The following is a 24,951-nucleotide window of genomic DNA, read 5'->3' as shown; positions in this document are numbered from 1 at the left end:
GGTTTGATCTTAAAAACTATTTTTGTTTAGCCAACCTCTGCCCAGACAATCCTGTTCCTTCCACCGTTTTTGGCGATGTATAGCAGTTTGTCCACTTTTTCCACTAATAAGTCTGGTCGTTCCCCGTTTTGTTTACCGGAGCCAAAGCTCATGGTGACGGAGAATGCCTCTCCTTTATCGTAGAAATTATGGCTGGCTACTGCTTCTTTTATTTCATCGAGAAGTTCTTTTACCTCTTTCTCGTCGTGGTAATAAAGGATGAGTGCGAATTCCTCTCCTCCATAGCGGAATGCCTTTCCCTGCTTGTTAGATAGAACAGTTGTAAGAATCTCGCCGATTTGGCGAAGCACCCTGTCTCCTGTCACATGCCCATATTTGTCATTAATCGATTTGAATTTATCTATATCCGTTAGGGCAAGATAGAATTCTTTTCCTTGCTCTAAATCTTTTCGCAAGCATTCTTGAAACGAGCGATGATTTGCTAGATTAGTAAGGTAATCCCGATTTGCCGCTTCCACTAATATGCTATTTTCCCACTGATGCTTCCGCTCCCTTGAAACAATGATGCCTCCTAAGCCTCCAATTAATAGCAGAAAGAACACCGCACTGAAGAAGTCGATCATACTATGTATGGAAGTGGCATCTTGTGCCTGCATGAAAAAAATAATGGAATAGACCAGTGTAAAGCATCCGGCTGCAATCATTCCACCAAGGAATCTCCAGTACACTGCCACATGCAAAATAATCAAGTAAGCTAATGGGAAAAGCGGACTTTTCAATCCACCAGTTAACGGGATCAGGGCTGAGAAGGCAATAAAATCAAAAAATGGCCCACATTTTGTCATGAGGGTGTACATCTTTGATCCTTCCGGGGTTTTATGTAAATAATAATCAGAAACGCCCATATAGATAAAACCAAAGACCACTAACACAATAAAGAAAAATAACTTGTCCTCATTGGGATTTTCCACATATTGAACGCTGAATACACCGATGGACAACACTAAGAAAAACCAGCGCAACGAAGAAAAGATTACCTCAAGAGCATGGTGTGACCGATAAGCACGATCCAACAAAGCCTTCATTCCATCCACATCCTGTAAAAAACTTATATTTCTCCATTATATAGGAAAAGTGGGGGGAGGGGACAGGTCCAACGACCCACAAAATCAAATATTTTCCTTTCGTTGAAGATACAGGTGCATCAACCCATCTATCCTTTAAAAGATAAACGGGCAGAATTACCTGTCCCCTTGGCTCCAACAACCAATAACCCAATCCCAAGCAACAAAAGGACCATCCCAATCCATGAGGTTGCATTCAACTGTTCTCCTAAAAGAAACACTCCAAATAAAGCTGCTGTTAACGGCTCTGCCAAAGCAAGGGTAACCGCGGTGGAAGAGGAGACATAGGTAAGCCCCTTCCCGAACAGGAAATAGGCCACCCCTGTTGTCATAACCCCTAGATAAAGAACAATGCCCCAGCCTTTCACATCCGCCACCCAAGACATATCAAGTACAAACATAAATGGCGCTAAAAAAATGGCACTAAGCGTAAACACCACCGCAACTATCGAGAGGGATGGATATTTCCCCACCAAATCCCGGCTGACAATCGCATAAACAGCAAACGACAACCCTGCACCCAATGCCATCAACACCCCAGCTGGATCCACTACTACTGACTCCTTATTTAAAAAGAGCATAAGACAGCCCGTGATGGACAAAAAAGTCGATCCCCACCAAATCCTACTTGGTCGCCTTTTAAGGAAAACCCATTCCAATAAACCTGATATAATTGGCGCACTGCCTATCGCAACCACTGTCCCAATAGCTACCCCTGTTACCGTCACGGCAGTAAAGAATAATGGTTGAAACAGCGCCATGCTTAAAGCAGCTAAAATCGTTGCCTTCATTGGCCAATTTTTCAAGCTCAATCCGCCGCTCATAAAAACAAGCGCCAATAAAAAAAGACCTCCCACTGCCAACCGGGCCGCCCCAATGGCAACCGGATGTGCCGCTTCAGGTGCAAAAGTCTGCGCCGTACCGGTCGTTCCCCAAAGTACCGCCGCCATTACAATAAGAAAAGGAGCTATTTTTTCATTCATTATCCTCACCTCTAAAAAACTGTTACTTATCCAACAGCTTGTGCTTCTCTTTTAAGGAAACCGGCGCCATCTTCACCATCCGCTCCAGCACAAATGTCACAATCATAATGTCATCCAATACACCAAAAAACAGAAGATAATCCGGAATCAAGTCAAAAGGGAAGATCACATAGATAAGAAGAAGCAACAAACCCATGATCTTTTTTGTCCCCGATACTTCAACTGATCTAAAGTAATCTAGTAGGAAAGGAATGAACCTCCAAAAGGTAAAGATGAATTTTAAACGCCTAAAAAACCTCCACATGCGAGTGCCTCCTCCCTTCTCTTTTTCTTTTTGTTAAATTTTATTATAGCTGTATTTGTGTAAGAGAAACAGGTCTGTCATTTCATCTACTCCTTACGGCTAGGTATTTGGTAAATTGAATTGATTAGTGGAATCTCTCCTCGAGAGAACAATCTATTTTTATTTTTAATTGTAAATTTTTTGAATCATGTTACTATTTTAGTTGAATGGTAATGATAAAAACACATGAAATCTATACAGGAAAGAGGTTGGATTTAATGAAAAATATATTATCTTCTCAGTGGAGTCTTAGCGGGTATGCTTTATTGGTTTTCATAGGTAGCGTCATTGGGAGCTTAATCATAAATCCTAGTTCAAGTTATATACTAGGTGCATTAAGCGGATCATTACTGTTGGTTGTCATTAACATTTTTTATGTATTGTATAAGAAAAAGAACGGGTAAATTTACCTATCCCTTAACCCTTCCTATACTTACTTAATAGCTCTTCTGGAATATGACAATAATCATCTGGACATCTTGTTAACCTGTCTTGATGTTCTTCAGCACTTCTCACATAGTTTGTAAGAGGTAATACTTCAACAACTATACGGTCCGAATCGTTTCTGTTACTAATAAACGCCTTCGCTTCTTCCAAATGTTTAGGTTCTTCACTATACACTCCCGTTCTATACTTCTCCCCACTATCAGGTCCTTGTCGATTTAAACTATATGGATCAATTATTTCAAAGAAATATTTCATTAATCTCGTTACAGTTGCAACTTGGGGGTCAAATTCTGTTTTGACACATTCTGCATAGCCGTCATACTCACCCTCAAGGGTATGACTTGTGCCATTAGCTCTTCCCGCTTCGGTGAACGTAACGCCTGGCAACGTCTTTATAAATGCTTGTACTCCCCAAAGGCATCCACCTGCAAAATATATTACTTCCATTTTTTAATCTCCTATTTTTAAGCTTTAAATGTAATTCAGTTCTTATTATACTACACCTGAAAGAGGACAGGCCCGTCGATCCGTTTACGCTTTATGTGTAAAACGGTTTGAAATACCTGTCCCCTTGATTATTCAATTCTATTAAAACCCAGGAGTGCGCGAACTCAATGGAATATCCTCATATCTTTCAGGATCTAGTTCGTTCACAGAGCCATCGGCTACGCCGTTAATGATACCCATAATGCCTGTTTCGACTGTTTTTACCAGCTGTCCTTTTTTCTTTTGACCGAAATTCTGGGTTTGGCCGCTTACTTCAAATAGGACGGTTCCGCTACCGTTTAATGCGAAAGAACCAAGGGCCGTACCAGGCAAATCAATATTTTGATCATAAAGAGAAATTTTGGTGAAGCCGGATTCCCCTTTTGCCTGCAGGGCATCATAAAGTGCCAAGTTCAACTGGCGAGAGAAATCGTAGTCATAATTGTCCGCGTAAGCAGCATATTTTTCGCCACCAGGACTGTTAGGATCCGTGACAAACTTACCTGAGATGGACATGGTCACCCGGTCATCTGTCCCCTCGATATATGGGAACCCTTGATGATGAAGATCAACGAATACATCCACATTTCCAAACTCCGCTTTTAAGTCCTTGTACACATCACGTACAGTTTGTGCTTCCGGTGTGATATACCATCCATAGGCATTGGACGCCCCAGGGAAATCTTCCGCCCGTGGAACATAGTCCAAGTCAGGGTTGAAATCACGGTTCACGTCAAAGCCAGGGTTTTGGTCATAGTTCCAAATGCCAGGATAGGTATAGTAGTTCCATGCAGGTGAGACCCCTGCTAGCTGTGGGAATGCTGCCACCACTTCTGCCCATTCCATCTCATTTGCACGGCGACTTAACTCGGAGCCATCCACGTTCAGCATAGGAATGGCCACAAGCGTCAGCTCATCCAATATTCTATTCACTTCAGGAGAATTGCTGGATCCTAGTTTTTGCAAAATATTAAGAAGTGCAACCGTACCGGTTTTCTCGTTACCGTGGATTTCACTTTGGATCAGGACTACCTTATCGCCACGCCCCACAGACGCCTTGTAAATACCACGCCCCTGATTCGTATAGCCGGCAGTCTCCACCGTTACCTTTCCTTTACTTGTCTGTTGAATTTGTTCTAATTTTCTTCCAAGCTCCTCATAATTGATGTACCCATTAATAGGCAAAGTTTCATTCGGCTGTGGACTCGGCCCCGGGTTAGCAGAACCCATCGTCGGTACAGCCATTAATGAAGCTGCCAGCGCTGTTGAACTTAAAATTTTCCAAACCTTCTTCATTCTAAATCCCTCCATGCTTTTATGTAGTTGCAAGGAAGGATTTCTACATTTTACGCTCGATTCCTTTCGGGTTCCGAAAAATGATCAGATATGACTAAACCACTAAATAAGGAGATGGGAACTAATAATCATATTTTTCTGACTAATTAGTAGACAGACCTTCTAATGGACTATTTAGATAGTCGAAACTTTCGGATTATTATTCTTTAAAAAGATATCCGATTTATGTATGAATGCCCTGTCAGTTTCTCTCAAAGTTCATATTATATCTATGAATCTATGAAAATAATAAGGAGGTTAAAAAGATGGATGAAAATATCCTTAAGTCTATCAGACAGGGCTTGGGTAATCTCTGCAATATTCCTCACGTCGGCGGTCATTTAATTACCATCGTCGATGCAGAAGGCAGAAGTAGAACATCCCTAGCAAGTGAAGAGATTTTAAGACCCGGGGAGATCGGTGTCGTGTTCTGTTTGCCTATTTTTGGTGCTCCAACGAGAAGATTACCAGACGTCAACCTAAGAGGAAACCAATATGTTAGAATTTTTTGCGGTTTAACCACACTTGATGTATTTTGTGAAAGAAGAGTAAGTACTCCGCCAACACAAACGGTATCCATGAGAACAGGGGAATTTGTTGTCGTTACATGTGATCGATAATTTTCTCTAGGTTCAAACAAACAGGGACGGTTTTTTTGCTTTGATTAGCAGTGAACCCGTCCCTGTATTGTATTTTAATGAATCCTAGAGGTGCTTTTTCAACTCTGTTTCACACTCAAGATGGTCACTGTCACCAAGATGATGGCCATACCCCCAAGTTGGGTTGCTGTAAGCAGTTCACTCAGAACAATAAATCCAAAAAGGGATGCAGTGACCGGTTCCACCATTGCAATAATGGAAGCCGAGGTCGGTGATGTCCGTTTTAAACCAACTACATACAAGAAGAAGGACAAGCCTGCTCCTATTACCCCTAAAAGAATCATCCATAATAAGTCCGTTGAGTAAAAAACAGAAACAGCTTCACTGCGGTCAGTGAAAAACAGCGTGATGATTGTAAAGGCAAGGAATGCAATCGTTAGAATTCCTTGCGGTTGCCCGTGGCGGGATGCATATTTAAATCCAAAAATGAACAATGCATACGAGAACCCCGCGCCTAACCCTGTAACAAGTCCAAGGATCGTGATGCTGTCGGAGCCAATGCTGTAAACCTCTGTCAGCAATACCACTCCAGCCATCACAAAACCAATAGCCAACCATTTAAATAATGACGCCTGTTCAAGGCGAAAGATAAAAGAAATAAGAAGAACAAAAACGGGCGCAGTATACATCAATGTTGCCGCTACCGCAATACTGGCTTCAGAGATACTGATAAAGTATAAAATAAAATTTCCTGCTACTCCAATACCAGCAACTATAGACCATAACATTAGCGGCTTATTCCACCGGGTCGGCTGGAACAAAAACCAAATAAGAATACATAATAAACCTACTGTTCCCCTATAAAAGGAGATGACCAAGGGATCCCAACCTTTATCCATTAAGAAGCCGCCGAGTCCTCCGGAAATCCCCCATAAAATTGCTGCTAAAATGACTAATCCCAATCCACCAACACGCATATTGTTACCTCCACAAATTCCGTGTAAAGGTAACAATACCTCTTAGTAGAGGTTTTATAACTTAATCTTTTGCGAGGTAATTGTGAGAAAAAGATGCAAGGCTAACGTCTAACCTTCCTCCTATATTTGTGGAGTGAGCAGTATTCCCTATCCCCCTTGACTAATAAAAAAGTCCCTCTACAATTTAGAAAGGGCACTTTTTAAGCTTTTACCATAATTGACTCTTGTTTTTTTCATCCGTTTAACAGCTTTATACTCCTTTACTACTAACACAGCAAGTATAACACTGGAATCCATACACATAAATTTGCCCTAAACATAATTACATGTTTGCTAATATATATTCATAATTTTCTATATACTTTTCTAGAGTTTCTAAAAACTGTACTAAATTTTTATTCTCAATTACTTTGTGTGAATCTCCATAACCTAAACTTAAATTTCTTTTTGTAATCATTGAATTAAGAATAAATCCAGTTGTTATTAAATCTCTCACCTGTTCGTCTACATCTACTTTTGATCTTTTTAGATAATCTAAAAATTTCATCAAATGAGTATTATTAAAACCATCTAATTCATAATCAAACTTTACTTTCATTAACCTATTTACAGATAGAAAAAGTTCCCTCTCGAGGTTACTTACTTTTTCATAATCAAAAATTATAGTTTTATTTTCTCTTATATCTTCAAGTATTTTTCTCAGCGTATCTAATTCTCTCATTGTTTTCCCCTTGTATAATAATTTCAGTACAAATTTTAACTAATGCTTCTATTTGTTGAAATAGTTCTAATAACTTTTTAGCATTAGGTTGATTTATTTTTAAACCCACCCCCCTCGTATAGTTCAATCTCCATTTTGATAAATAGATATAATTCTCCCAATCTATTGGTGTAAAATTTAAGTAATCAACTAATTTTGAGTAAACTTCAATTCTACCAAATGTCGGGAATCCTAATCTATAACAAGTTAATAGACAAATGTTTCTACATATAAAAAATAATTGAGAAAAATCAAAAGCATTACTACCATTTACTTTTATACTGTTAATGGTTTGAGAGTATAACTTTGTATAAATATTTAAATTTTTCGTGAAGTTTTCAAAAGGTTTTAAGTCTTTAAATAAATCTAGGTTATCTCTAGAATATATATACTTACCTTCAGTTTTTAGGTGCCATAAAAACATTGAGCCTTCCGACATTAATTTTTCAAAAATTGATTTCCTGTATAAAGAAAATCCTATATTGTCATATTCTAATTTTTCTTTAACGAATTGAATTAATTCCTCTGTTCTTTCTTGGGATACATCCTCTACTAACAAGAATATATCAACATCAGAAAACTCATCTGCGTCTTCTCTAGCTGTTGATCCAAATAGGATTACATTTATTATGTCTGTTGTATACGAGAAATCCACTATTTTCATTTAGCAATTCTCCTGTAGACACCAGAAATTAGAAACCCTAAAAAAACTAATCCCAATAAATTTTGTATTGAAAATAGTATTATACTTGTTAATCTTGTGGGGATATAATGGCCGTATCCTATAGTCGTAAAATTAGTATAACTTGCATATAGTGATTCCCAAAAATTCAATTTAACTTTATTATCATGGGATGTTTCAAGAATAACCATATACTCTTCACCTGTAAAAAAATATATTAATACAGCAAATAAAAGTAATATTAATACCCCTGTTCTAAATAATTTTTTTAATTTGAGGCCATACCCCCAAACAAAATCATTTATTTGTAACATTATGTAATTGAAAAACGCTATTGTTCTTGAAATGCCATCTTCCCTTTTTTTATGATAACTAGTATTACATTTAACCCTTTCTAATAGTAAATCCTTTTCTGCATCATGAATTTTTATTAATAATTCATCTGCTGTTTTGTTATCTCCTAAACTTAATTGGTTCATCCTTAACTCTTTTAGTAAAGATACTTTTAAATTTATCTCTGAAGGTAAACATCCTAAAATTTCTTTTAGATTTAACTTGCAGTTTCTAAAAGTTACATATCGCAAGTTACAAGAATTAAAAATTGCATTTTCTAAATCACAATTAATAAAATTTGTACCAGTAAAATCAACATTATTAAACGTAGCATACCTTAAATAACACTTTTCAATATCTGATTGAGTAATCGCACAAGTAGAAGTTATTAGATATTTCAATCCTAAATTATAAAGTCTACATTTAAATAATCTAACATTTACTAATAATAGCTTGTCTTGTTCTTCATCAGAAATTAGTTTTTTATCTTCATTGAAATGTTCATTAATGTCTTGTAATTTTATTTGGTTTCTCATAAAATACCGACCCCTCTATTCTCAAAAGCATCTTCATTATAAATTATACTAATTATTGTAAGAAGTAGAATAAATTAAAGTTCGCCATAATATTCTTTCACACTCTATTATAATATATGAGTATGAACTTTTTACACTTATCTGTATTTTTATACCACTGAACTTTCCAATAAATGATAATATATAACAAAACAACCCTTCCAGAGGTGAACCCCATTGATCATTTACGAAGCTACCAAAACCGAGTTTATATTCGATGTTACAAATGAACTTCTAGTAGAACGCTTATACGAGTCCTATCAAAAAAAAATTGGCCGCACAAGCAAAAGTGAAATCAACTCTTGGGAGAATTCTCTCCACCGAATGTCGAATGTTTTGCAGGATCAAGAGATTCCTAGTGATACATCTGTCGCAATAGAATTTAAGATTCCAAATACATCAAAACGTGTTGATTTTCTAATAGCCGGCCACGATGGTGAGCAGGATCATGTGGTGATTGTGGAGTTGAAACAGTGGTCTGAGGTGGAAAAAGTAACTACCAAGGATGCCCTTGTCTCTACCTACCTTGGGGGAAGTATGCGGACTGTGACTCACCCTTCTTATCAGGCTTGGTCCTATGCAGCCTTAATCGAAGACTTTAATCAAAATGTGCAGAATCAGCATATTGCGTTGAATCCATGCGCCTATTTACATAATTACCGAAAGGCAGAGAACGATCCTATATTGGATCCTCACTATGCGGATCATATAGCCAAAGCACCTGTCTTTGGAAAAGGAGAAATTCAGAGATTAAGGGATTTTATTAAAAAATACGTGCGCTTCGGTGACCGCAACCAGCTAATCTACCAGATTGAGCACGGGAAAATTCGACCATCCAAATCGTTACAGGACTCACTTGCAAGCTTGCTGAAAGGAAACCAGGAATTTGTATTAATTGATGAGCAAAAAGTGTTCTATGAGGACGCCTACCAGCTAGCACTGGAGAGCATTAAAAATAACAAGAAGAGTGTCATGGTTATTGAAGGTGGACCGGGAACCGGAAAGTCTGTTATGGCAATTAACTTACTAGTAAATCTCATTAACCAAGGTCTAACTGCAATGTACGTCTCGAAGAATTCAGCACCTCGCAATGTGTATGCTTCTAAACTGAAAGGGACGATTAAAAAAACACAAATAGACAATCTGTTTAAAGGATCTGGTAGCTTTACGGAATCTGATGAGAATGAATTTGATGTTCTTATTATTGATGAAGCCCACCGATTGAATGAAAAATCAGGTCTGTTCAGCAATAAAGGGGAGAATCAAATAAAAGAAGTCATCCATTCCTCTAAGTTTACGTTATTCTTTATTGATGAAAATCAAAAGGTAACACTAAAAGACATTGGCAGCATTGACTTAATTAAAAAGTATGCAGAAGAATTTGGTGCAGAACTGATTCAAGGCAAACTTTCTTCACAATTCCGCTGTGACGGTTCGGATGCATATATGGCATGGCTTGATGATGTGCTTCAGATCAGGGAAACCGCCAATGCCCACGACCGTGGAATTGATTATGATTTCCAGGTATACGATGATCCGAATGCCATATTGAAAGAAATTGAACAGCTCAACATGAAAAATAATAAATCACGTATTCTTGCAGGCTACTGTTGGGAATGGCCGAAGAATGGTAGGAATAATACGCTTCATAAAGATATCGAAATTCCTGAACACAACTTTAACATCAGCTGGAATCTAAATGACAGCATATGGGCTATTGAACCTGATTCCGTAACCGAAGCCGGCTGTATTCATACCTCTCAGGGACTAGAGTTTGATTACGTAGGAGTTATTATTGGGCCAGATCTTGCCTATCAAGATGAACAAGTTGTAACAGATTATAAAAAACGAGCAAAAACAGATCAGTCACTTAAAGGGATTAAAACTATTGCAAAAGAAGACCCTGAAAAAGCTCAGGCGCTGGCAGATCAGATTATTCGCAATACCTATAGGACACTTATGACTAGGGGACAAAAAGGTTGTTTTATTTTTTGTACAGACCCGGAGTTGAACATGTATTTTAGAAAGCGACTGAACAAGTCTGTTGTGTATGAAGATTTGTCGCCTAAGGTTGGGAAGGTTGCGGAGGACCAAGAAAGATACTGAGTTGGTTTTCATGGGAACTCTACCAGTTGTGAGTTTAACTCAAAAAAATCCTAGCTGAGACCTTACAGCAATATAGTAAGAACTGAACTTTAAATAATAAAATAACAACTACAGACAGTAGTAGCAATTTGAAAAGGAGGTGAAAAATTTGAGCAACTTAAAAAAGCCTGGTATGGATAATCAATCCCCTGGAAAATATGTAGAAGTGGGTCCAAGAGGTGGGGAAGTGCCTAAACCACGCGAAGTAAAAATTGATAAGGGAGACCGACTTCCACCAACCCAAGAGAAAGGTAGAAAGTGGGTAAAGAAATGAAAATTATAATTTTAAAACCACCTAAAACTCTATAGTTTAAATGTTCTAGGTGGTTCTTTTTTATACATTAACTACTTATGATATGGTTCATTCCTTATTATCCGAAACCCCCGATAAACCTGCTCCAAGAGTATCAACTTCATCAACTGATGCGGAAACGTCATCCTCGAAAAAGACAACGTATCATTCGCCCTCTTCATCACGTCCCCGCTCAATCCTAAGGATCCCCCAATCACAAACGCCACCTTACTCTTTCCATATGTCGCAAGCTTGTCCATTTCCTTTGCTAACTCTTCAGATGAACGCTGCTTTCCTTCAATCGCCAAAGCAATCACATGCGTGTCATCGGAAATTTTCCCTAGGATCCGTTCGCCTTCTTTATTTTTTACTTGTTCCATTTCGGCGTCGCTTAGTTGTTCTGGTGCTTTTTCGTCTGGGAGCTCAATGATGTCTATTTTTGCGTAGGCGCTCAAACGTTTCAAATACTCATTGATTCCTTGTTTCAGATACTTCTCTTTTAGTTTTCCTATTGTGATTATTGAGATATTCACATGTCATACCACCTTGCAAACAGTTTATCCACAAAAGTTATCCACATATCAACAATTTCTATCCACATTTAGTGGGCGAATATTAGTTCCCCACCATATATATTGCAGCTTCTTTACAAAATTCACAGGTTGTTGATAACTTTTCTTCTTCCGGTAACATCTCTAGAATTGGTGCTTCCTCGTGTTCATCTATGTACATTTCCATTGCTAACTCGATATGTTCTAAACAGCATTTCATTTTATCCACAGTCCTTTCCAATCCTTCTTTAACTTCACTAGGATACCATTTATCCACATGTGTGAAAACAGAAAGGGGAGAGATTTCTGCCATCCCTCCCCTTTTCTTCTTATTCGCCTGTTGTGTCTTCCGTCAAATTCACAGTCGTTGAATTTTGATCCTTGCCTCGATAGAACGTAACCGTCATATCATCGCCGACCTGTTTTTCATTATAAAGATGCTTACGCAACTCAATGACATCCCGCACCTGTTCGCCGTCAAGGTCCACAATTACGTCATACTCCTGCAACCCTGCTTTTGCTGCCGGTGAACCAGGTGTCACTCCTGTAATATACACTCCTGCACTTACTTCTTTCGGAAGCTTCAAGGTCTGTTGCCAGTGGTAGCTTGATACATCGGACAAAGAACCGATGCTGACACCGAAGTATGGACGTTTTACCTGACCGTATTGCTCCAAGTCATTAATGATTGGGATCGCCGAGTTGACCGGAATGGCCAAGCCGATTCCTTCTACCGCAGACTGGGCAATTTTCATCGAGTTGATGCCGATGACTTTCCCTTGGATATTAATTAATGCGCCTCCGCTGTTACCAGGGTTGATGGCAGCGTCTGTCTGCATCACATCTGAGTGCCAGTCCGGTGTGCCATCCCTGTTTACATCCACAGGGATGCTCCGGTCTGTTCCGGAGATAATTCCTTGTGTTACCGAGCCGGAAAATTGCAGTCCAAGTGGGTTTCCGATCGCGATGACGGGCTCGCCTGTACGCACGCTGTCAGAGTCGCCAAAGTCCGCCACCTTTGTCACCATTTCATCTGTCATGGATAACACAGCAAGGTCTGTCAGCGGATCTTCACCAAGCACTTCTGCCGGTACCCTTGTACCGTCAATCAGGCTGAGTTCCACTTGGGATGCCCCTTCAATCACATGATAGTTCGTCACCACATAGGCTTTTCCATTTTCTTTTTTATAGATGACGCCAGAGCCTGTCCCTGCTTCGCCTTCCTCATCTGTTTCCACTTCTGTATCGTTCCAGAAGGAGGCATTTTGCAGGTTGATGACGCCGACCACTGCTTCTGCGACATTGTCGACCGCTTCTGTTACACCTGATGTTACATTAACGGAGACATTGCGGATCTCTGCGGCTGTCCCACCTGATTCAGGCTGATTTGGGAGCTGCTCGCGTTGCTCCACCGCCTGACGGTCACTTCCATCTGGCATCACTCTTCCTGTCAGTCCGGGGAATGCCACGACGAGTAATAAAACACCAAGTGATAATGCCACGATACCAGGGAGAAAATACTTCCCTCTGTTTCCTTTTTGCTTAGAATGTTTGGATGGATCTTGATTGTCGTAATATCCCATGTTGACCTTCCTTTCCTTCACATCGCTACTACCCTCGACGCTTCATGTAAAAGTCCAGGAAAAAGACAAAAAGAAAGGCGCTATAAGCCTAAGACTTTTACACGAAAGCAAGCGCGGTTGGTTTCTCAGGGTCTGTGTCATACAATTCCACTTGTTCCCCCACGATTACACCTTGTGTGGCAAGTGTTTGCTGGACAGACATCCTCGCTAGATCTTTCATGTTATTATCTTTACTTAAATGCGCCAAATAAATACGCTTCGTTTTGTCTCCCATGACATCTGCCATGGCAAGGGCTGCATCCTCATTGGATACGTGTCCTACATCGCTTAGGATACGTCGTTTGATGCTCCATGGATAGTGTCCCATTTGCAGCATCTGCACGTCATGATTGCTCTCAAAAACATAGGCGTCGGCATCGGAAATGATGCCTTTCACCCTGTCGCTGACATAACCTGTGTCGGTGATGACAACTACTTTTTTATCACCGTCATGGAAGGAATAGAACATCGGCTCTGCTGCATCGTGAGATACACCGAAGGATTGGACATCAAGTCCACCGAATGTTTTCACCTGCTCCATCTCAAACGTGAATTTTTGTTCTGTCGGGATGACGCCAACCAGGCCGTCCATCGCCTTCCATGTCTTTTCATTGGCATAGATCGGGAGCTTGTACTTTCTGGCAAGAACGCCAAGCCCCTTGATGTGATCGCTATGCTCATGTGTCACCAAAATTCCGGATAGATCTTCTATTTTTCTGCCTATCCCATTAAACAGTTCTTGCATTTTTTTGCCGCTCAAACCAGCATCGATTAATAAAGAATGCTCCTCTGTCGCGACATAAATTGCATTTCCTGTGCTGCCGCTTGCTAGCACGCTAAAATGCAGGCTCATGTCACTTCACTCCAATGTTCGATTGTCTTTTTTAATAATGGATCCTTCAAATGCGTTTACGAAAAAGTCCTGTTCCAAGTTCTTGTTCTCGTTGATGACGATATGCCAAGTCGGAATCAATACATGTGAGTTCGTATTATCCAACAAGGTGTAATAACCGAGTTCCATATGACTGACATGGCTTCTTGACCGTAAATCGCCGCTGTTGTATAAGTTCTCCAATGCATTGAAAACGGAGATGACGTCTTGCTCTACATCCATTTCCTCAAGATCGGTGATATATGTCTGCATATAGGCAACAATCTCACCAAGCTCGTTTAATTGCACCGTTACCATCCCACTTGAGTTACTGTAAATATGCTTACCATCATATTGCTGGAAAAAATATAACGTATTGCTCACAGGATTAAAGCCCCAAAACTTATATTGGTCTGCAAAAAGGATTTGATCTTGGAAAATAGTATGGAGCTTTGAGGTCATATTCGTTTCTGGAAGCGCGATCGGTTCCTTCCACTCTGCATGTATGGTCGTTTCATCTATACGCTTTACCTCTTGCCCCTTTTCCTCCATTAACTTTTTCACATCATCATCCGTGAACACATAGCTGCTCCCGCTGATATAGCTTTCTTTGGAAGGTGCTTTTGGAAGGTCTGCATAGGTAATTTCATCTACCTCAAACTTTTCCTCTGTAGAGGCTTCAGCAAGTAATTCCAACTGACTTTTCTCTCTTTTATCAAGTATTTTTGCACCAAGGAAGATATTTAAGACAAGGAACGTAAGGATGAAGATTGTCTTGGTTTTCCTCCAATCCATCTTACATTCCCCCTTCTAGATCATCGTTTTCCGTAAAGGTAAGCTTAGACCATGTTGAATGGTTTTCCTGGTAAACCCATATCGGTTCAATCGTGATGATCTCCGTTGTTTCAGAACTTCGCTTGAGTTCATAAGCGATTTTAATATCCGTCACTTTGCTTGTATCGATGTTCCACTTTTCCATTTCCCTCAATACACGCTCGCCCCTAGGAAGTTTCTTTTGGGGCGATCTTGGCACAATGATGCCAAATTCAAAAATTGGCCGGGTATATTCACGCAGTTCATTATTCCTCCAAGATTGCACAATCTCTGTGACGGCATCTGAATTAAAGTTGAATATTGGATAGTCACCCACATACATTCGAAAGGAAACGGTGTCCTCGAGAGTACTTCTATTCCATTTATCCAGCTTATAATTTTCTACAGGTCCCGTCCAGCCGCTATGATTATTCACAAACTCGATTCCTTGCTCAATGACATTGAATTCCAACGTATTTCCTTGTCCGGTGTTCCCGGGGTTTACATATTGGAGTTTATAATCATGATTGGTTACCCTCATCAGCCTGGAATCATCACGGTATACCTCCGCATCGAGCGTCATGTCTTTTGTTACAATACTCGGATCGCTAAAAAGTGCATCCTTGAAATCTTCCGGATTTAACTGATCGGTAAAGTAACTATAGGTGCGTATTTGCTCCTCTTTCCTATCCAGGGCAGGGAAGAATACATATCGATCATCCTCCGCTTTTAAAGAGAGGTAGAGCGGATTTGTTCTTCCTGTTTGATAAAAGGCACGCTCCATTTGGTTAAGGGATAAGTTGCTTACTCTTGCCGAATAAACATCCTTCTCTTCGTAGTTGACCAAGAAGATGGTTTGCTCACTACCTTCCGATACGACGTTAAAATCAACCAATATTCTGTTGATATTAATTTCCGGGATTTCACTATCCCTAAAGTTTGTTAGATAACGGAATGTCTGCAACGGGATGTCATCAGGAAATACCACTTCCATTTTTCTGTTGCCATGCACGAAAGAAGTAAAGTCATGGTTGTTATTGTCCACCCGTTCAATATCATAAAGGCTCCAACTTTTAAACTCATTCATAAAACGATCTGTATCCACATTGCCATGATGTACATCATCATAATGAAAAAGCATATAGCTTGGTTTTATAAGTTGGTTGATTTCCTTCTTTTCCCTGATTTCCACATCACTGATGACCCGATCGCTATTGATGTATTCATAATCAGGTTGATAGGTCCACAGATTCCATGTAAGAACGAGGCTTAGTAGTACAAGAAAGGTTAAAATTAATGATTTAATAGTTTCATAATTCATGCCCAGTCATCCTCTTGTTCCTCTTGGGAGATAGGAAGTGTGAAGTAGATGGTAGTGCCTTTTCCTTCTTCACTCGATGCCCATATATCACCGTCATGGGCTTGGATCATTTCTTTGGCAATCGCCAACCCCAGTCCAGTACCCCCAAGCATTCTTGTTCTTGCTTTATCCACTCGATAGAAACGCTCAAAGATTTTATTAATATCAGCTTTTGGAATTCCAACTCCTTGATCACTGATGCTTACCAAGATTTGATTGGCTGATTCCTCAATATCAACGGTGAAGATAATGGTCCCACCCTCTGGCGAATATTTCATGGCATTGGAAATAATATTATCCAAGACCTGCGTGATTTTATCTGTATCAATAGAAACCAAAACCTCTTGGCTAGGAATGTTTCGGATAAAAGAAACCTTCTGAGATTTGGATAATTCAAATCGGTCAATAATTCGATTAAAGAATTCACCAAAATCTATCTGCTTCTTATAAAAATGATAATCTCTGGAATCCATTTTGGAAAGTTGCAATAGATCATTTACGAGCCTGATCATCCTTTCCGTTTCGGTTTGCGTGACATCCAAGAACCTAGGTGCGATCTCGTCATCCTTCCAGGCCCCATCAGCCAATGCCTCTAAATAACTGCGCATCGTAGTCAGTGGCGTTCTTAATTCATGCGATACATTCGCCACAAATTCACGCCGCTCCTGATCGATTTTTTCCTGTTCGGTGATATCGTGCAAGACGGTAATCAAACCATTAATAAACCCTGTCTCCTTCTGAATGACAGAGTTGCTCGCCCTGAGTATAAACGGTTTTTTCTCCGTACTGAAATCAAGAATCAAGGATTCCTGTTCGGAAATCAAGAGGTCAAATGTATGGGTTTCCTCAATCCCTAACACTTCAATAATTGATTTGTTTATGACTGTTTCACGTGGAACATCTAACATTCCCAAGGCAGGTTCATTAATGAGGATGATCCTTCCTTTTCTATCAGTGGCAATTACGCCATCAGTCATATGGGATAAAACAGAACTCAACTTTCTACGTTCACCCTCAGTGGTCGCTTGAGCTTCCTGCAACTTTTTTGTCAAGTTATTGAAGGAAAGCGCCAATTGACCGATTTCATCGTTTCCGTAGATATTAACCTTACGAGAGAAGTTCCCTCTTGCCATTTCCAGGGCCTGTTTTCTCATATCAGACATCGGTCTTGTAATAGTCTGGGCAAGGATGACTCCAAGTACCGCAGTAAATGCCATGGCAATGATCGTTCCTGTGGCAAATATCCCATTGATCTGACGCATCTGTGTATAGAGCTTTTCCATGGAAGCCTCTACATAAATGGCACCGATAATCTCTTGGTTATTCGATTTTACAGGAGTGGCTATTTGTCTAATCCGATTCAAGGTCTGCCGATCTATTGCATCCTTTGGAGTTGACTTTCCTGTGACTAAAGCCCTTTTTACTAGAAGCTCTGTCGTCCTTTTTCCGACACTTGTTTGGTTGTATGGATTAGAGGTCCCCAAAACCCTGCTGTTTGCATTCATGACTCGAATCTCATCAATGTCTTCCATTGTTACATCTTGCAGCACGGCACGGATATCCTCCTCAATGGTTGGAGAGGTATCATCCCGTTGCTTCTTTATTTCTTGTTCAATGCTGTATGCCAAAAGGTTGATACGCTCATTCAAGGATTCATTAAAGTTTTCAATCAGCTGACTTTCCAGCTTACTGACAAAATAAACCCCAATGATCTGCATGGCAACCAATATCAGCAATACATAAATCACCACAAACTTAAGATGAATGGATCGAAAAAAACCTACCTTTTTCATGTATATTATTCCTGCTCGGTTTGTCGCAGGTAATAGCCAACTCCTCTTCTTGTAACTATCCATGTCGGATGACTTGGATTATCCTCAATTTTTTCACGTAGGCGACGTACCGTTACGTCCACGGTTCTCACATCTCCATAATAATCGTAACCCCAAACTGTCTGCAGGAGATGCTCACGTGTCATTACTTGTCCAATATGCTTGGCAAGATAATGAAGCAATTCAAACTCACGGTGCGTCAATTCGATCATGTCTCCACGTTTTGTCACCATATAGGCATCAGGATGGATCACAAGGGACCCAATCGTGATTTCCGTCGGTTCTTCCGTGTCGGCAGCCTTTTGCTGGTGACGGCGCAGGTTGGCCTTCACACGTGCAATCAACTCACGCGTGCTGAATGGCTTCGTTACATAGTCATCAGCCCCAAGCTCAAGCCCGAGTACTTTATCAATTTCGGAATCTTTTGCTGTCAGCATGATGATTGGCATTTCATATTTTTTACGTACTTCCCTGCATACTTCCATGCCGTCACGTTGCGGTAGCATGATATCGAGTAAAATTAAATCTGGGCGTACTTCCTCTACCTTATTGACCGCTTCTTCGCCGTCATAAGCACAGTACACTTCATAGCCTTCTTTTTGAAGGTTGAATTTCAATATATCGGCAATTGGTTTCTCGTCGTCTACCACTAATATTTTCTTTTCCATCTGAGTTTCGCTCCTTCAACTTCTATCTATTTATATCATTCAGTATTTACGAAAGCATTATACTATTTACTTTACCATGTAGTGCTCTGTAAAGCATCTATTAAGGGAAAGCTTTGGTAACTCCTTGTAGATTTCCATTCCAGGCGTTCGCTTATCCAGAGGGCGCTGCTTGTGCCTCCTCACATTGCTTCAGGGAGCTCAACCCACGCCGGGGTCCGGAGTCTCACACCTTGCACTACAAGGTGAATTTGTATGGCTCTATAGCAAATAAAAACCTCTAGCTGTCTTTCAGGTTGCTAGAGGCTGGTGTATGTGTTTAGTTGTTTAGATATTGCAATGGGTCTTTTAGCTGACCGTCTTTGTATACTTCAAAGTGTAAGTGGACGCCTGTTGATTGACCAGTCGTTCCCATGACACCAATTTTTGATCCACGAGAAACAGTTTCTCCTACGGATACACTCATGGAATCAAGGTGAGCATAAATGGTTTTCATGCCATTCTGATGGTTGATGACAATCTTGTTTCCGTAACCGCCATCCCAACCGGCAGATTCCACAACGCCGTTATCGGCTGCTTTAATCGTTCTGTCACTTGGACGGGCGATGTCGATCCCTTTGTGCATTTTGCCCCAGCGGTGTCCCATTTTACTGGAGATATAGCCGCCTACTGCAGGCCATGCAAGTGAGCCGCTTCCGCGGGAAGGAATCACTTTTGTACCTTTTATCACGATGTGTTTCACAGGTTCTTTCAACGTTTCATCATGCGTTACTTCCGTTTTCATCGTAACGCCATTTTCCTTCGTCGTAATGGTGCGGACGTTCTTTTCACCATTTACTCCTTGTTGCTTCACTTTCGTTTCTCCCTTTGGAAGTTCTTTGTCTTCAATGACTTCCTGCTCGTAAGGGATTTCTTCATTTTTAGAAGCCTCTTCTTTTACCAATACTTTGAGGTACGGCTTTTTAGCGGACACATTCAATGTTTTCCCGACTGCAAGCAATGAACTCATTTCGATATCTGGATTCAATTTCAATAACTCTTCTGAAGTCAAATCATGCTTTTCCGCAATATCCCCTAAGGAATCTCCAACTTGTACTTCATATTTTTTTGCTTCTTTTGTTCCTTTTTTAATCTGTTCAAGTGCTTCTTTAACAGAAACTACATTTTCCGGTTCAACATTTTTGTTAGAAAATGAAACTTTTTCCGAGATGGAAACGTCTAATATACGAGACTCACCTTTTTTCAATTCAGGAAGTTCCTTATCAGCGTTTTCATCATTTTGCTTTTTCTCTAAAGCTTCTAGATCTTCCTTGGACACATAATCCAATTTGAGAAGCTCCATTACTTTTTCCGCTTCTTCCTGATCTTTAAGAAGTACTACTTCTTTCCCGTTAATGGTCAATGCGGACGCGCTTGCTTTCACTTCTACCTGCTCGACAACCGTATCAATCGTCTCTTGGTTCTCAGCTGATGGTCGAAATACCTTTTCAGGCACGACAGAAACTTGGTTACCAACGGAAAGCTCCAGATTTTTAAATTGCTTCTGAACAGAATCGATCTTTTCATTTACCGCTTTATCCAACGCTTGTTTATCGTCCACAGCTCCCACACGCTCACCATTCAGGTACACATGATAAATAGTACCTAGTAGGGAATTTTCACTTGCATGGACAGCCATAGCGCCCAACGAGATGGTAGAAGCAGCTACAGTCGTTACCACCATAACTCTTTTTGTAAAAGTAGAAAAACGATTTTTTTGAGATATATGTTTACTATTTTGTTTTTTGGTGTATGTACTATATATACGCTTTAATCGGTTCATCATGGTCTTTATTTCCCCCTGATTTCTTTCCCCGTTCTTTAAACAGTTTTTATTTAGGTTTACTAGATTCCTCGTATTAGGTCTAATGATACCCATTTAAAATTTCCGACTACTTTACCATACCATATGTCCATAATCCAATAGAATACTAGAACGAAAGATGTAATAGAATTGTATTATTCTTGTCATATTTAGGCGATTCATAGGTTTTTTTCCTTATTTAGGTATGTTTTATGGGTAATTTTACATAGTTTTAATGTTGTGGCTGGAATGGAAGGGGAATTTATCCTTTATTGTTACAGAGGGGTAACATTGCTGGAATGGCTGGGCTTAGAGCGAAAGTTAAATTGGTGATTAGAGTACTACTATTTGACCCTTGTATGACTTCCGGAGATGTTTCGGGCTTTTAGAAAAAGTTTGAATTACCTAGACTCCAAACTAAAAAACAGCACGTTCACCATAAGATGAACGCGCTGCTTTGAGATGGCTCGGGACGGAATCGAACCGCCGACACATGGATTTTCAGTCCATTGCTCTACCAACTGAGCTACCGAGCCTAGAACTCTTAAAAAGAGCTAAGAATATGTATAAATGGCGGTCCCGACCGGGATCGAACCGGCGATCTCCTGCGTGACAGGCAGGCATGTTAACCGCTACACCACGGGACCTAAGTTAAAAGAAAATGGTGACCCATACGGGATTCGAACCCGTGTTACCGCCGTGAAAGGGCGGTGTCTTAACCGCTTGACCAATGGGCCTTACTATTTTTAAAAGGAATGGTGTGCCATGAAGGACTCGAACCTTCGACCCTCTGATTAAAAGTCAGATGCTCTACCGACTGAGCTAATGGCACCTAATTAAAGTGATTAATTACAATATTGATACTATTTAAAATCTTTAATAGGTTCGAGGAAGCATACTCTGTAGACGCCCTCGTTTCTACTAGCTTAATCTGGATGAATGTCAACGAGTGCGCTGAAGTTGCGCTTCGCAGCTTATCCAACATGCTCTACCGACTGAGCTAACGGCACCTAAAATCAACTTCGCCTTATGTATTTCAGAATCTCTTTTGACGACGTTTTTAATAATAGCATACTATCTACGAACCTTGCAATAACTTTTTCAAAAAAATAATAGTTTCTAAAAAAGTCCCGCACGTTCTGTCTAAATCAGACAAAAAACAAAGCCCCCACAAAGGAGGGCTACACTAATTTAATTACTTCGCATACACACTGCGTACCACATTCGTTTGAGAGCGATCTGGCCCTACAGAGAAGATGGACAATGGAATGCCTGTAAGCTGAGATACGCGCTCAATGTAATGACGAGCGTTCTCTGGTAGCTCACTCAAGCTTCTGACGCCTGTGATGTCTTCCGTCCAGCCTGGCATTTCTTCGTAAACTGGCTCACATTCAGCAAGTACTTTCAAGCTTGCAGGGAATGCTTCCATCACTTCACCTTTATATTTGTAAGCTACGCAAATTTTCAGCGTTTCAATACCTGTTAACACGTCGATGGAGTTCAAGGAAAGGTCTGTCATACCACTTACACGACGTGCGTGACGTACAACTACACTGTCAAACCAACCAACACGGCGCGGACGGCCAGTAGTGGTACCGTACTCTCTTCCTACTTCACGGATTTGGTGACCAATTTCATTGTCTAGTTCTGTTGGGAAAGGACCGTCACCAACACGAGTAGTGTAAGCTTTCGCCACACCTACCACATGGTCGATTTTTGATGGGCCAACACCAGAACCGATTGTAACTCCACCTGCTACAGGGTTGGAAGATGTTACGAATGGGTATGTTCCTTGGTCGATATCAAGCATAACCCCTTGAGCGCCTTCGAAAAGAACACGGCGGCCATCATCAAGCGCATCGTTTAACACAACAGAAGTGTCGGTTACGTACTTTGCAAATTGCTGTCCGTACTCGTAGTACTCATCTAAGATGTCTTCTAACTTGAATCCTTCTGTTTCGTACATTCTTTCTAAAAGACGGTTCTTTTCAGCTAAGTTGTGTGCAAGCTTCGCCTCAAAAAGTTCACGGTCAAGCAAGTCCGCAATACGGATACCAACACGAGCTGCTTTGTCCATGTAAGCTGGTCCGATTCCTTTTTTCGTTGTACCGATCTTGTTTGCGCCTTTGCGCTCTTCTTCCACTTCGTCAAGCTTCAAGTGATATGGAAGGATCACATGGGCACGGTCTGAAATGCGCAGATTGTCTGTGCTCACACCGCGGTCATGTAAATATTTTAATTCTTTGATTAATGCTTTAGGATCTACAACCATTCCGTTCCCGATAACACAAGTCTTGTCGTTATAGAAAATTCCAGAAGGTATTAAGTGTAATTTATATGTTTCACCGTTAAATTTAATTGTGTGTCCTGCGTTGTTACCCCCTTGGTAACGTGCAATAAGCTCTGCATTCTCAGAAAGAAAATCGGTAATTTTCCCTTTTCCTTCGTCTCCCCATTGTGTTCCTACTACGACTACTGATGCCATAGAGCGTACACCTCCACTAAATATGTAACTTTTTAAATTCATTTTTCAACCAAAGTAAGTTTATCAGCTGATCGCAAGAAAGTCAACCAAAACACGAACAATTATATAAAAGTAAAACTTATTTGTTCGTAATTAAGACTAACATCTAAACCTAAATTAACTTATATACTGCACTTAGCTCGTTGATCTCCGTTTCAGGCGCTTCGCTTTTCGCGGGCGGTCCGGAAGCCTCCTCACTACGTTGCGGGGTCTTCCTTGTCCCTTCCTCCCGCAGAAGTCTTCGCGCCTTCCACTACGATCAACATGGTTACTGCATATTGAAGATGAAAACAGCTTTGTATAACCAAAAAGGCACCTACATGACGTAGATGCCTTTTATTATGCCCCTGGAGGGACGGATTCATCATCAAATCGCCGCTCCAAATTAACAAATTTATTATATTCTTTTACGAAAGCCAGTGAAACCGTTCCAACAGGGCCGTTACGCTGTTTTGCCAGGATGATCTCGATGATGTTCTTGTTTTCACTTTCTTTATCGTAATAGTCATCACGGTATAAGAAACCAACGATATCGGCATCCTGCTCGATACTTCCGGATTCACGGATATCGGACATCATCGGTCGCTTGTCTTGACGTTGCTCCACCCCACGAGATAGCTGGGACAGGGCGATAACAGGGACTTCCAGTTCCCTTGCCAATGCTTTTAGGGAACGGGAGATTTCGGATACTTCCTGTTGACGGTTCTCTCCGCCTCCACGTCCACTTCCCTGGATCAATTGAAGGTAGTCAATCAGAATCATTCCAAGTCCGCTTTCCTGTCTTAGACGACGGCACTTGGAGCGAATTTCGCTTACACGTATACCCGGGGTATCATCAATGTAGATACCTGCATTGGAGAGGCTTCCCATGGCCATGGTCAGCTTGCTCCAATCCTCTGCTGTCAGCTGGCCTGTTCTAAGGTTCTGCGCATTGATGTTTCCTTCTGCACAAAGCATCCTCATGACAAGCTGCTCCGCGCCCATCTCCAGACTGAAGATGGCAACATTTTCACGGGCCTTTGTTGCAACGTTTTGTGCAATATTCAAGGCGAATGCCGTTTTACCAACAGAAGGACGGGCAGCGATGATGATCAAATCATTTCGCTGGAATCCTGCGGTCATTTTATCCAATTCGGTAAAGCCTGTCTCAATCCCTGTCACTTCCCCTTTACGGTTATGAAGGGTTTCGATATTGTCATAGGTTTTTACCAAGACATCTTTGATGTTTTGGAATACACCGGAATTTTTTCGCTGGGACACTTCCAGAATCTGTTTTTCTGCTTCGTTTAATAATCCCGCTACCTCATCTTCCCGGCTATATCCTTCTTGTGCGATGTTCGTTGCGGTGCGGATCAAACGGCGAAGAATGGACTTCTCCTCCACGATCTTTGCGTAATACTCAATGTTCGCTGCCGTTGGTACAGAGCCAGCGATGTCACTTAGGTAAGAAACCCCTCCGACCTCTTCCAAAAGTTTCAGATTTGCAAGCTCCGATGTGACGGTGACCAAATCGACCGGCTCCCCGCGGTCGGAAAGATTGAGCATGCAGTCATATATCTTTTGATGGGCGGCACGATAAAAGTCATCAGGCATGACAAGCTCCGATGCCAATGTAAGTGAGGACGGCTCTAGAAAAATGGCTCCGATGACCGCCTGTTCCGCTTCTATATTTTGCGGTGGAATTCTATCTTCAAAAATATCACTCATCCCTGTTCCTCCTCCCCGGAAAACCGTATTGTCTACTTCCGGCAATGCTCTTTTATCTTTTGGCTCTGTTTAACACAGCTGT

General features: G+C 40.8%; 23 protein-coding genes and 4 tRNA genes. 3 read left to right on the top strand and 24 right to left on the bottom strand.

What is annotated here, in order from left to right:
- Positions 1-26 precede the first annotated feature (26 nt).
- The 5 genes from EKQ44_RS05725 to EKQ44_RS05705 form a co-directional block, all read right to left on the bottom strand.
- Positions 27-1,085: a GGDEF domain-containing protein gene (locus EKQ44_RS05725; protein ID WP_237662620.1), complete on the bottom strand. Its 1,059-nt coding sequence runs from the start codon at positions 1,083-1,085 to the stop codon at positions 27-29.
- 128 nt (positions 1,086-1,213) lie between these two features.
- Complete coding sequence (locus EKQ44_RS05720; RefSeq protein ID WP_237662619.1) at positions 1,214-2,107, bottom strand: EamA family transporter; 894 nt, start codon at positions 2,105-2,107, stop codon at positions 1,214-1,216.
- A 22-nt stretch (positions 2,108-2,129) separates the two neighbouring features.
- Positions 2,130-2,411 (bottom strand): YkvA family protein, encoded by a 282-nt coding sequence (locus EKQ44_RS05715; RefSeq protein ID WP_237662618.1) that lies wholly within the window; start codon positions 2,409-2,411, stop codon positions 2,130-2,132.
- 456 nt (positions 2,412-2,867) lie between these two features.
- Positions 2,868-3,344, bottom strand: a complete 477-nt coding sequence (locus EKQ44_RS05710; protein ID WP_237662617.1) for a peptide-methionine (S)-S-oxide reductase — start codon at positions 3,342-3,344, stop codon at positions 2,868-2,870.
- A 141-nt stretch (positions 3,345-3,485) separates the two neighbouring features.
- Positions 3,486-4,679 carry a M14 family zinc carboxypeptidase gene (locus tag EKQ44_RS05705; RefSeq protein WP_237662616.1) on the bottom strand — a complete coding sequence of 398 codons (1,194 nt, stop codon included), beginning with the start codon at positions 4,677-4,679 and terminating at the stop codon, positions 3,486-3,488.
- 305 nt (positions 4,680-4,984) lie between these two features.
- Between EKQ44_RS05705 and EKQ44_RS05700 the strand changes: the two genes are divergently transcribed.
- The gene (locus tag EKQ44_RS05700) at positions 4,985-5,338 is read left to right on the top strand and encodes a hypothetical protein (protein ID WP_237662615.1); all 354 of its coding nucleotides are present in this window, start codon (positions 4,985-4,987) and stop codon (positions 5,336-5,338) included.
- Between the two features lie 98 nt (positions 5,339-5,436).
- Here the strand turns inward: EKQ44_RS05700 and EKQ44_RS05695 are convergent, their stop codons facing one another.
- From EKQ44_RS05695 to EKQ44_RS05680, 4 genes are all read right to left on the bottom strand, one after another.
- Positions 5,437-6,294 carry an EamA family transporter gene (locus EKQ44_RS05695; protein WP_237662614.1) on the bottom strand — a complete coding sequence of 286 codons (858 nt, stop codon included), beginning with the start codon at positions 6,292-6,294 and terminating at the stop codon, positions 5,437-5,439.
- Between the two features lie 322 nt (positions 6,295-6,616).
- Entirely contained in the window at positions 6,617-7,015 is a 399-nt protein-coding gene (locus EKQ44_RS05690) for a hypothetical protein (protein WP_237662613.1), read from the bottom strand.
- On the bottom strand, positions 6,981-7,718 hold the full coding sequence (locus tag EKQ44_RS05685) for a nucleotidyltransferase domain-containing protein (protein ID WP_237662612.1): 738 nt from the start codon (positions 7,716-7,718) through the stop codon (positions 6,981-6,983). The genes EKQ44_RS05690 and EKQ44_RS05685 overlap by 35 nt, the downstream gene beginning before the upstream one ends.
- A complete protein-coding gene (locus EKQ44_RS05680) occupies positions 7,715-8,605 on the bottom strand; it encodes a pentapeptide repeat-containing protein (protein ID WP_237662611.1) in 891 nt (296 codons plus the stop codon). The genes EKQ44_RS05685 and EKQ44_RS05680 overlap by 4 nt, the downstream gene beginning before the upstream one ends.
- A gap of 216 nt (positions 8,606-8,821) precedes the next feature.
- Between EKQ44_RS05680 and EKQ44_RS05675 the strand changes: the two genes are divergently transcribed.
- Together EKQ44_RS05675 and EKQ44_RS05670 are read left to right on the top strand one after the other, a co-directional pair.
- Positions 8,822-10,750, top strand: coding sequence for a DUF2075 domain-containing protein (locus tag EKQ44_RS05675; protein ID WP_237662610.1), 1,929 nt, complete (start codon positions 8,822-8,824; stop codon positions 10,748-10,750).
- Positions 10,751-10,898: 148 nt separating this feature from the next.
- On the top strand, positions 10,899-11,063 hold the full coding sequence (locus tag EKQ44_RS05670) for a YjzC family protein (RefSeq protein ID WP_237662609.1): 165 nt from the start codon (positions 10,899-10,901) through the stop codon (positions 11,061-11,063).
- 71 nt (positions 11,064-11,134) lie between these two features.
- Here EKQ44_RS05670 and rlmH read toward each other — a convergent pair whose 3' ends face one another.
- From rlmH to dnaB, 15 genes are all read right to left on the bottom strand, one after another.
- Positions 11,135-11,614 carry a 23S rRNA (pseudouridine(1915)-N(3))-methyltransferase RlmH gene (gene rlmH, locus EKQ44_RS05665; protein WP_237662608.1) on the bottom strand — a complete coding sequence of 160 codons (480 nt, stop codon included), beginning with the start codon at positions 11,612-11,614 and terminating at the stop codon, positions 11,135-11,137.
- Positions 11,615-11,696: 82 nt separating this feature from the next.
- Positions 11,697-11,945, bottom strand: a complete 249-nt coding sequence (locus EKQ44_RS21540) for a CxxH/CxxC protein (protein WP_331254647.1) — start codon at positions 11,943-11,945, stop codon at positions 11,697-11,699.
- A gap of 16 nt (positions 11,946-11,961) precedes the next feature.
- Positions 11,962-13,215, bottom strand: a complete 1,254-nt coding sequence (locus tag EKQ44_RS05655; RefSeq protein WP_237662607.1) for a S1C family serine protease — start codon at positions 13,213-13,215, stop codon at positions 11,962-11,964.
- Positions 13,216-13,312: 97 nt separating this feature from the next.
- Complete coding sequence (locus EKQ44_RS05650) at positions 13,313-14,107, bottom strand: MBL fold metallo-hydrolase (protein ID WP_237662606.1); 795 nt, start codon at positions 14,105-14,107, stop codon at positions 13,313-13,315.
- A 6-nt stretch (positions 14,108-14,113) separates the two neighbouring features.
- Entirely contained in the window at positions 14,114-14,920 is an 807-nt protein-coding gene (locus tag EKQ44_RS05645; RefSeq protein ID WP_237662605.1) for a two-component system regulatory protein YycI, read from the bottom strand.
- Position 14,921: 1 nt separating this feature from the next.
- Positions 14,922-16,259 carry a YycH family regulatory protein gene (locus EKQ44_RS05640; protein ID WP_237662604.1) on the bottom strand — a complete coding sequence of 446 codons (1,338 nt, stop codon included), beginning with the start codon at positions 16,257-16,259 and terminating at the stop codon, positions 14,922-14,924.
- The gene (gene walK / locus EKQ44_RS05635; RefSeq protein ID WP_237662603.1) at positions 16,256-18,091 is read right to left on the bottom strand and encodes a cell wall metabolism sensor histidine kinase WalK; all 1,836 of its coding nucleotides are present in this window, start codon (positions 18,089-18,091) and stop codon (positions 16,256-16,258) included. The genes EKQ44_RS05640 and walK overlap by 4 nt, the downstream gene beginning before the upstream one ends.
- Before the next feature lie 5 nt (positions 18,092-18,096).
- Positions 18,097-18,798, bottom strand: a complete 702-nt coding sequence (gene yycF / locus EKQ44_RS05630; RefSeq protein ID WP_064099774.1) for a response regulator YycF — start codon at positions 18,796-18,798, stop codon at positions 18,097-18,099.
- 316 nt (positions 18,799-19,114) lie between these two features.
- Complete coding sequence (locus EKQ44_RS05625) at positions 19,115-20,620, bottom strand: peptidoglycan DD-metalloendopeptidase family protein (RefSeq protein ID WP_237662602.1); 1,506 nt, start codon at positions 20,618-20,620, stop codon at positions 19,115-19,117.
- 481 nt (positions 20,621-21,101) lie between these two features.
- Positions 21,102-21,174 (bottom strand) — tRNA-Phe (locus tag EKQ44_RS05620).
- Positions 21,175-21,209: 35 nt separating this feature from the next.
- Positions 21,210-21,285 (bottom strand) — tRNA-Asp (locus EKQ44_RS05615).
- A 15-nt stretch (positions 21,286-21,300) separates the two neighbouring features.
- Positions 21,301-21,375 (bottom strand) — tRNA-Glu (locus EKQ44_RS05610).
- Positions 21,376-21,394: 19 nt separating this feature from the next.
- A tRNA-Lys gene (locus tag EKQ44_RS05605) sits at positions 21,395-21,470 on the bottom strand.
- A gap of 363 nt (positions 21,471-21,833) precedes the next feature.
- Positions 21,834-23,123, bottom strand: coding sequence for an adenylosuccinate synthase (locus EKQ44_RS05600; RefSeq protein ID WP_237662601.1), 1,290 nt, complete (start codon positions 23,121-23,123; stop codon positions 21,834-21,836).
- Positions 23,124-23,501: 378 nt separating this feature from the next.
- A complete protein-coding gene (gene dnaB, locus EKQ44_RS05595) occupies positions 23,502-24,869 on the bottom strand; it encodes a replicative DNA helicase (RefSeq protein ID WP_237662600.1) in 1,368 nt (455 codons plus the stop codon).
- Positions 24,870-24,951: the final 82 nt, after the last annotated feature.

The sequence above is a fragment of the Sutcliffiella horikoshii genome (genome assembly GCF_021991925.1).
GTDB classification, from domain to species: domain Bacteria; phylum Bacillota; class Bacilli; order Bacillales; family Bacillaceae_I; genus Sutcliffiella_A; species Sutcliffiella_A horikoshii_F.
The sequence above is the reverse complement of the archived record's forward strand: the minus strand, read 5'-3'. Positions and strand labels throughout refer to the sequence as shown.

Coding starts and splice junctions, on each gene's coding strand:
- EKQ44_RS05720 (WP_237662619.1), bottom strand. CDS start 2,107: ATGAATGAAAAAATAGCTCCTTTTCTTATTGTAATGGCGGCGGTACTT.
- EKQ44_RS05700 (WP_237662615.1), top strand. CDS start 4,985: ATGGATGAAAATATCCTTAAGTCTATCAGACAGGGCTTGGGTAATCTC.
- EKQ44_RS05650 (WP_237662606.1), bottom strand. CDS start 14,107: ATGAGCCTGCATTTTAGCGTGCTAGCAAGCGGCAGCACAGGAAATGCA.
- EKQ44_RS05680 (WP_237662611.1), bottom strand. CDS start 8,605: ATGAGAAACCAAATAAAATTACAAGACATTAATGAACATTTCAATGAA.
- EKQ44_RS05705 (WP_237662616.1), bottom strand. CDS start 4,679: ATGAAGAAGGTTTGGAAAATTTTAAGTTCAACAGCGCTGGCAGCTTCA.
- EKQ44_RS05690 (WP_237662613.1), bottom strand. CDS start 7,015: ATGAGAGAATTAGATACGCTGAGAAAAATACTTGAAGATATAAGAGAA.
- EKQ44_RS05695 (WP_237662614.1), bottom strand. CDS start 6,294: ATGCGTGTTGGTGGATTGGGATTAGTCATTTTAGCAGCAATTTTATGG.
- EKQ44_RS05725 (WP_237662620.1), bottom strand. CDS start 1,085: ATGAAGGCTTTGTTGGATCGTGCTTATCGGTCACACCATGCTCTTGAG.
- dnaB (WP_237662600.1), bottom strand. CDS start 24,869: ATGAGTGATATTTTTGAAGATAGAATTCCACCGCAAAATATAGAAGCG.
- walK (WP_237662603.1), bottom strand. CDS start 18,091: ATGAAAAAGGTAGGTTTTTTTCGATCCATTCATCTTAAGTTTGTGGTG.
- EKQ44_RS05655 (WP_237662607.1), bottom strand. CDS start 13,215: ATGGGATATTACGACAATCAAGATCCATCCAAACATTCTAAGCAAAAA.
- EKQ44_RS05600 (WP_237662601.1), bottom strand. CDS start 23,123: ATGGCATCAGTAGTCGTAGTAGGAACACAATGGGGAGACGAAGGAAAA.
- EKQ44_RS05625 (WP_237662602.1), bottom strand. CDS start 20,620: ATGATGAACCGATTAAAGCGTATATATAGTACATACACCAAAAAACAA.
- yycF (WP_064099774.1), bottom strand. CDS start 18,798: ATGGAAAAGAAAATATTAGTGGTAGACGACGAGAAACCAATTGCCGAT.
- EKQ44_RS21540 (WP_331254647.1), bottom strand. CDS start 11,945: ATGGCAGAAATCTCTCCCCTTTCTGTTTTCACACATGTGGATAAATGG.
- EKQ44_RS05715 (WP_237662618.1), bottom strand. CDS start 2,411: ATGTGGAGGTTTTTTAGGCGTTTAAAATTCATCTTTACCTTTTGGAGG.
- EKQ44_RS05710 (WP_237662617.1), bottom strand. CDS start 3,344: ATGGAAGTAATATATTTTGCAGGTGGATGCCTTTGGGGAGTACAAGCA.
- EKQ44_RS05645 (WP_237662605.1), bottom strand. CDS start 14,920: ATGGATTGGAGGAAAACCAAGACAATCTTCATCCTTACGTTCCTTGTC.
- EKQ44_RS05685 (WP_237662612.1), bottom strand. CDS start 7,718: ATGAAAATAGTGGATTTCTCGTATACAACAGACATAATAAATGTAATC.
- EKQ44_RS05640 (WP_237662604.1), bottom strand. CDS start 16,259: ATGAATTATGAAACTATTAAATCATTAATTTTAACCTTTCTTGTACTA.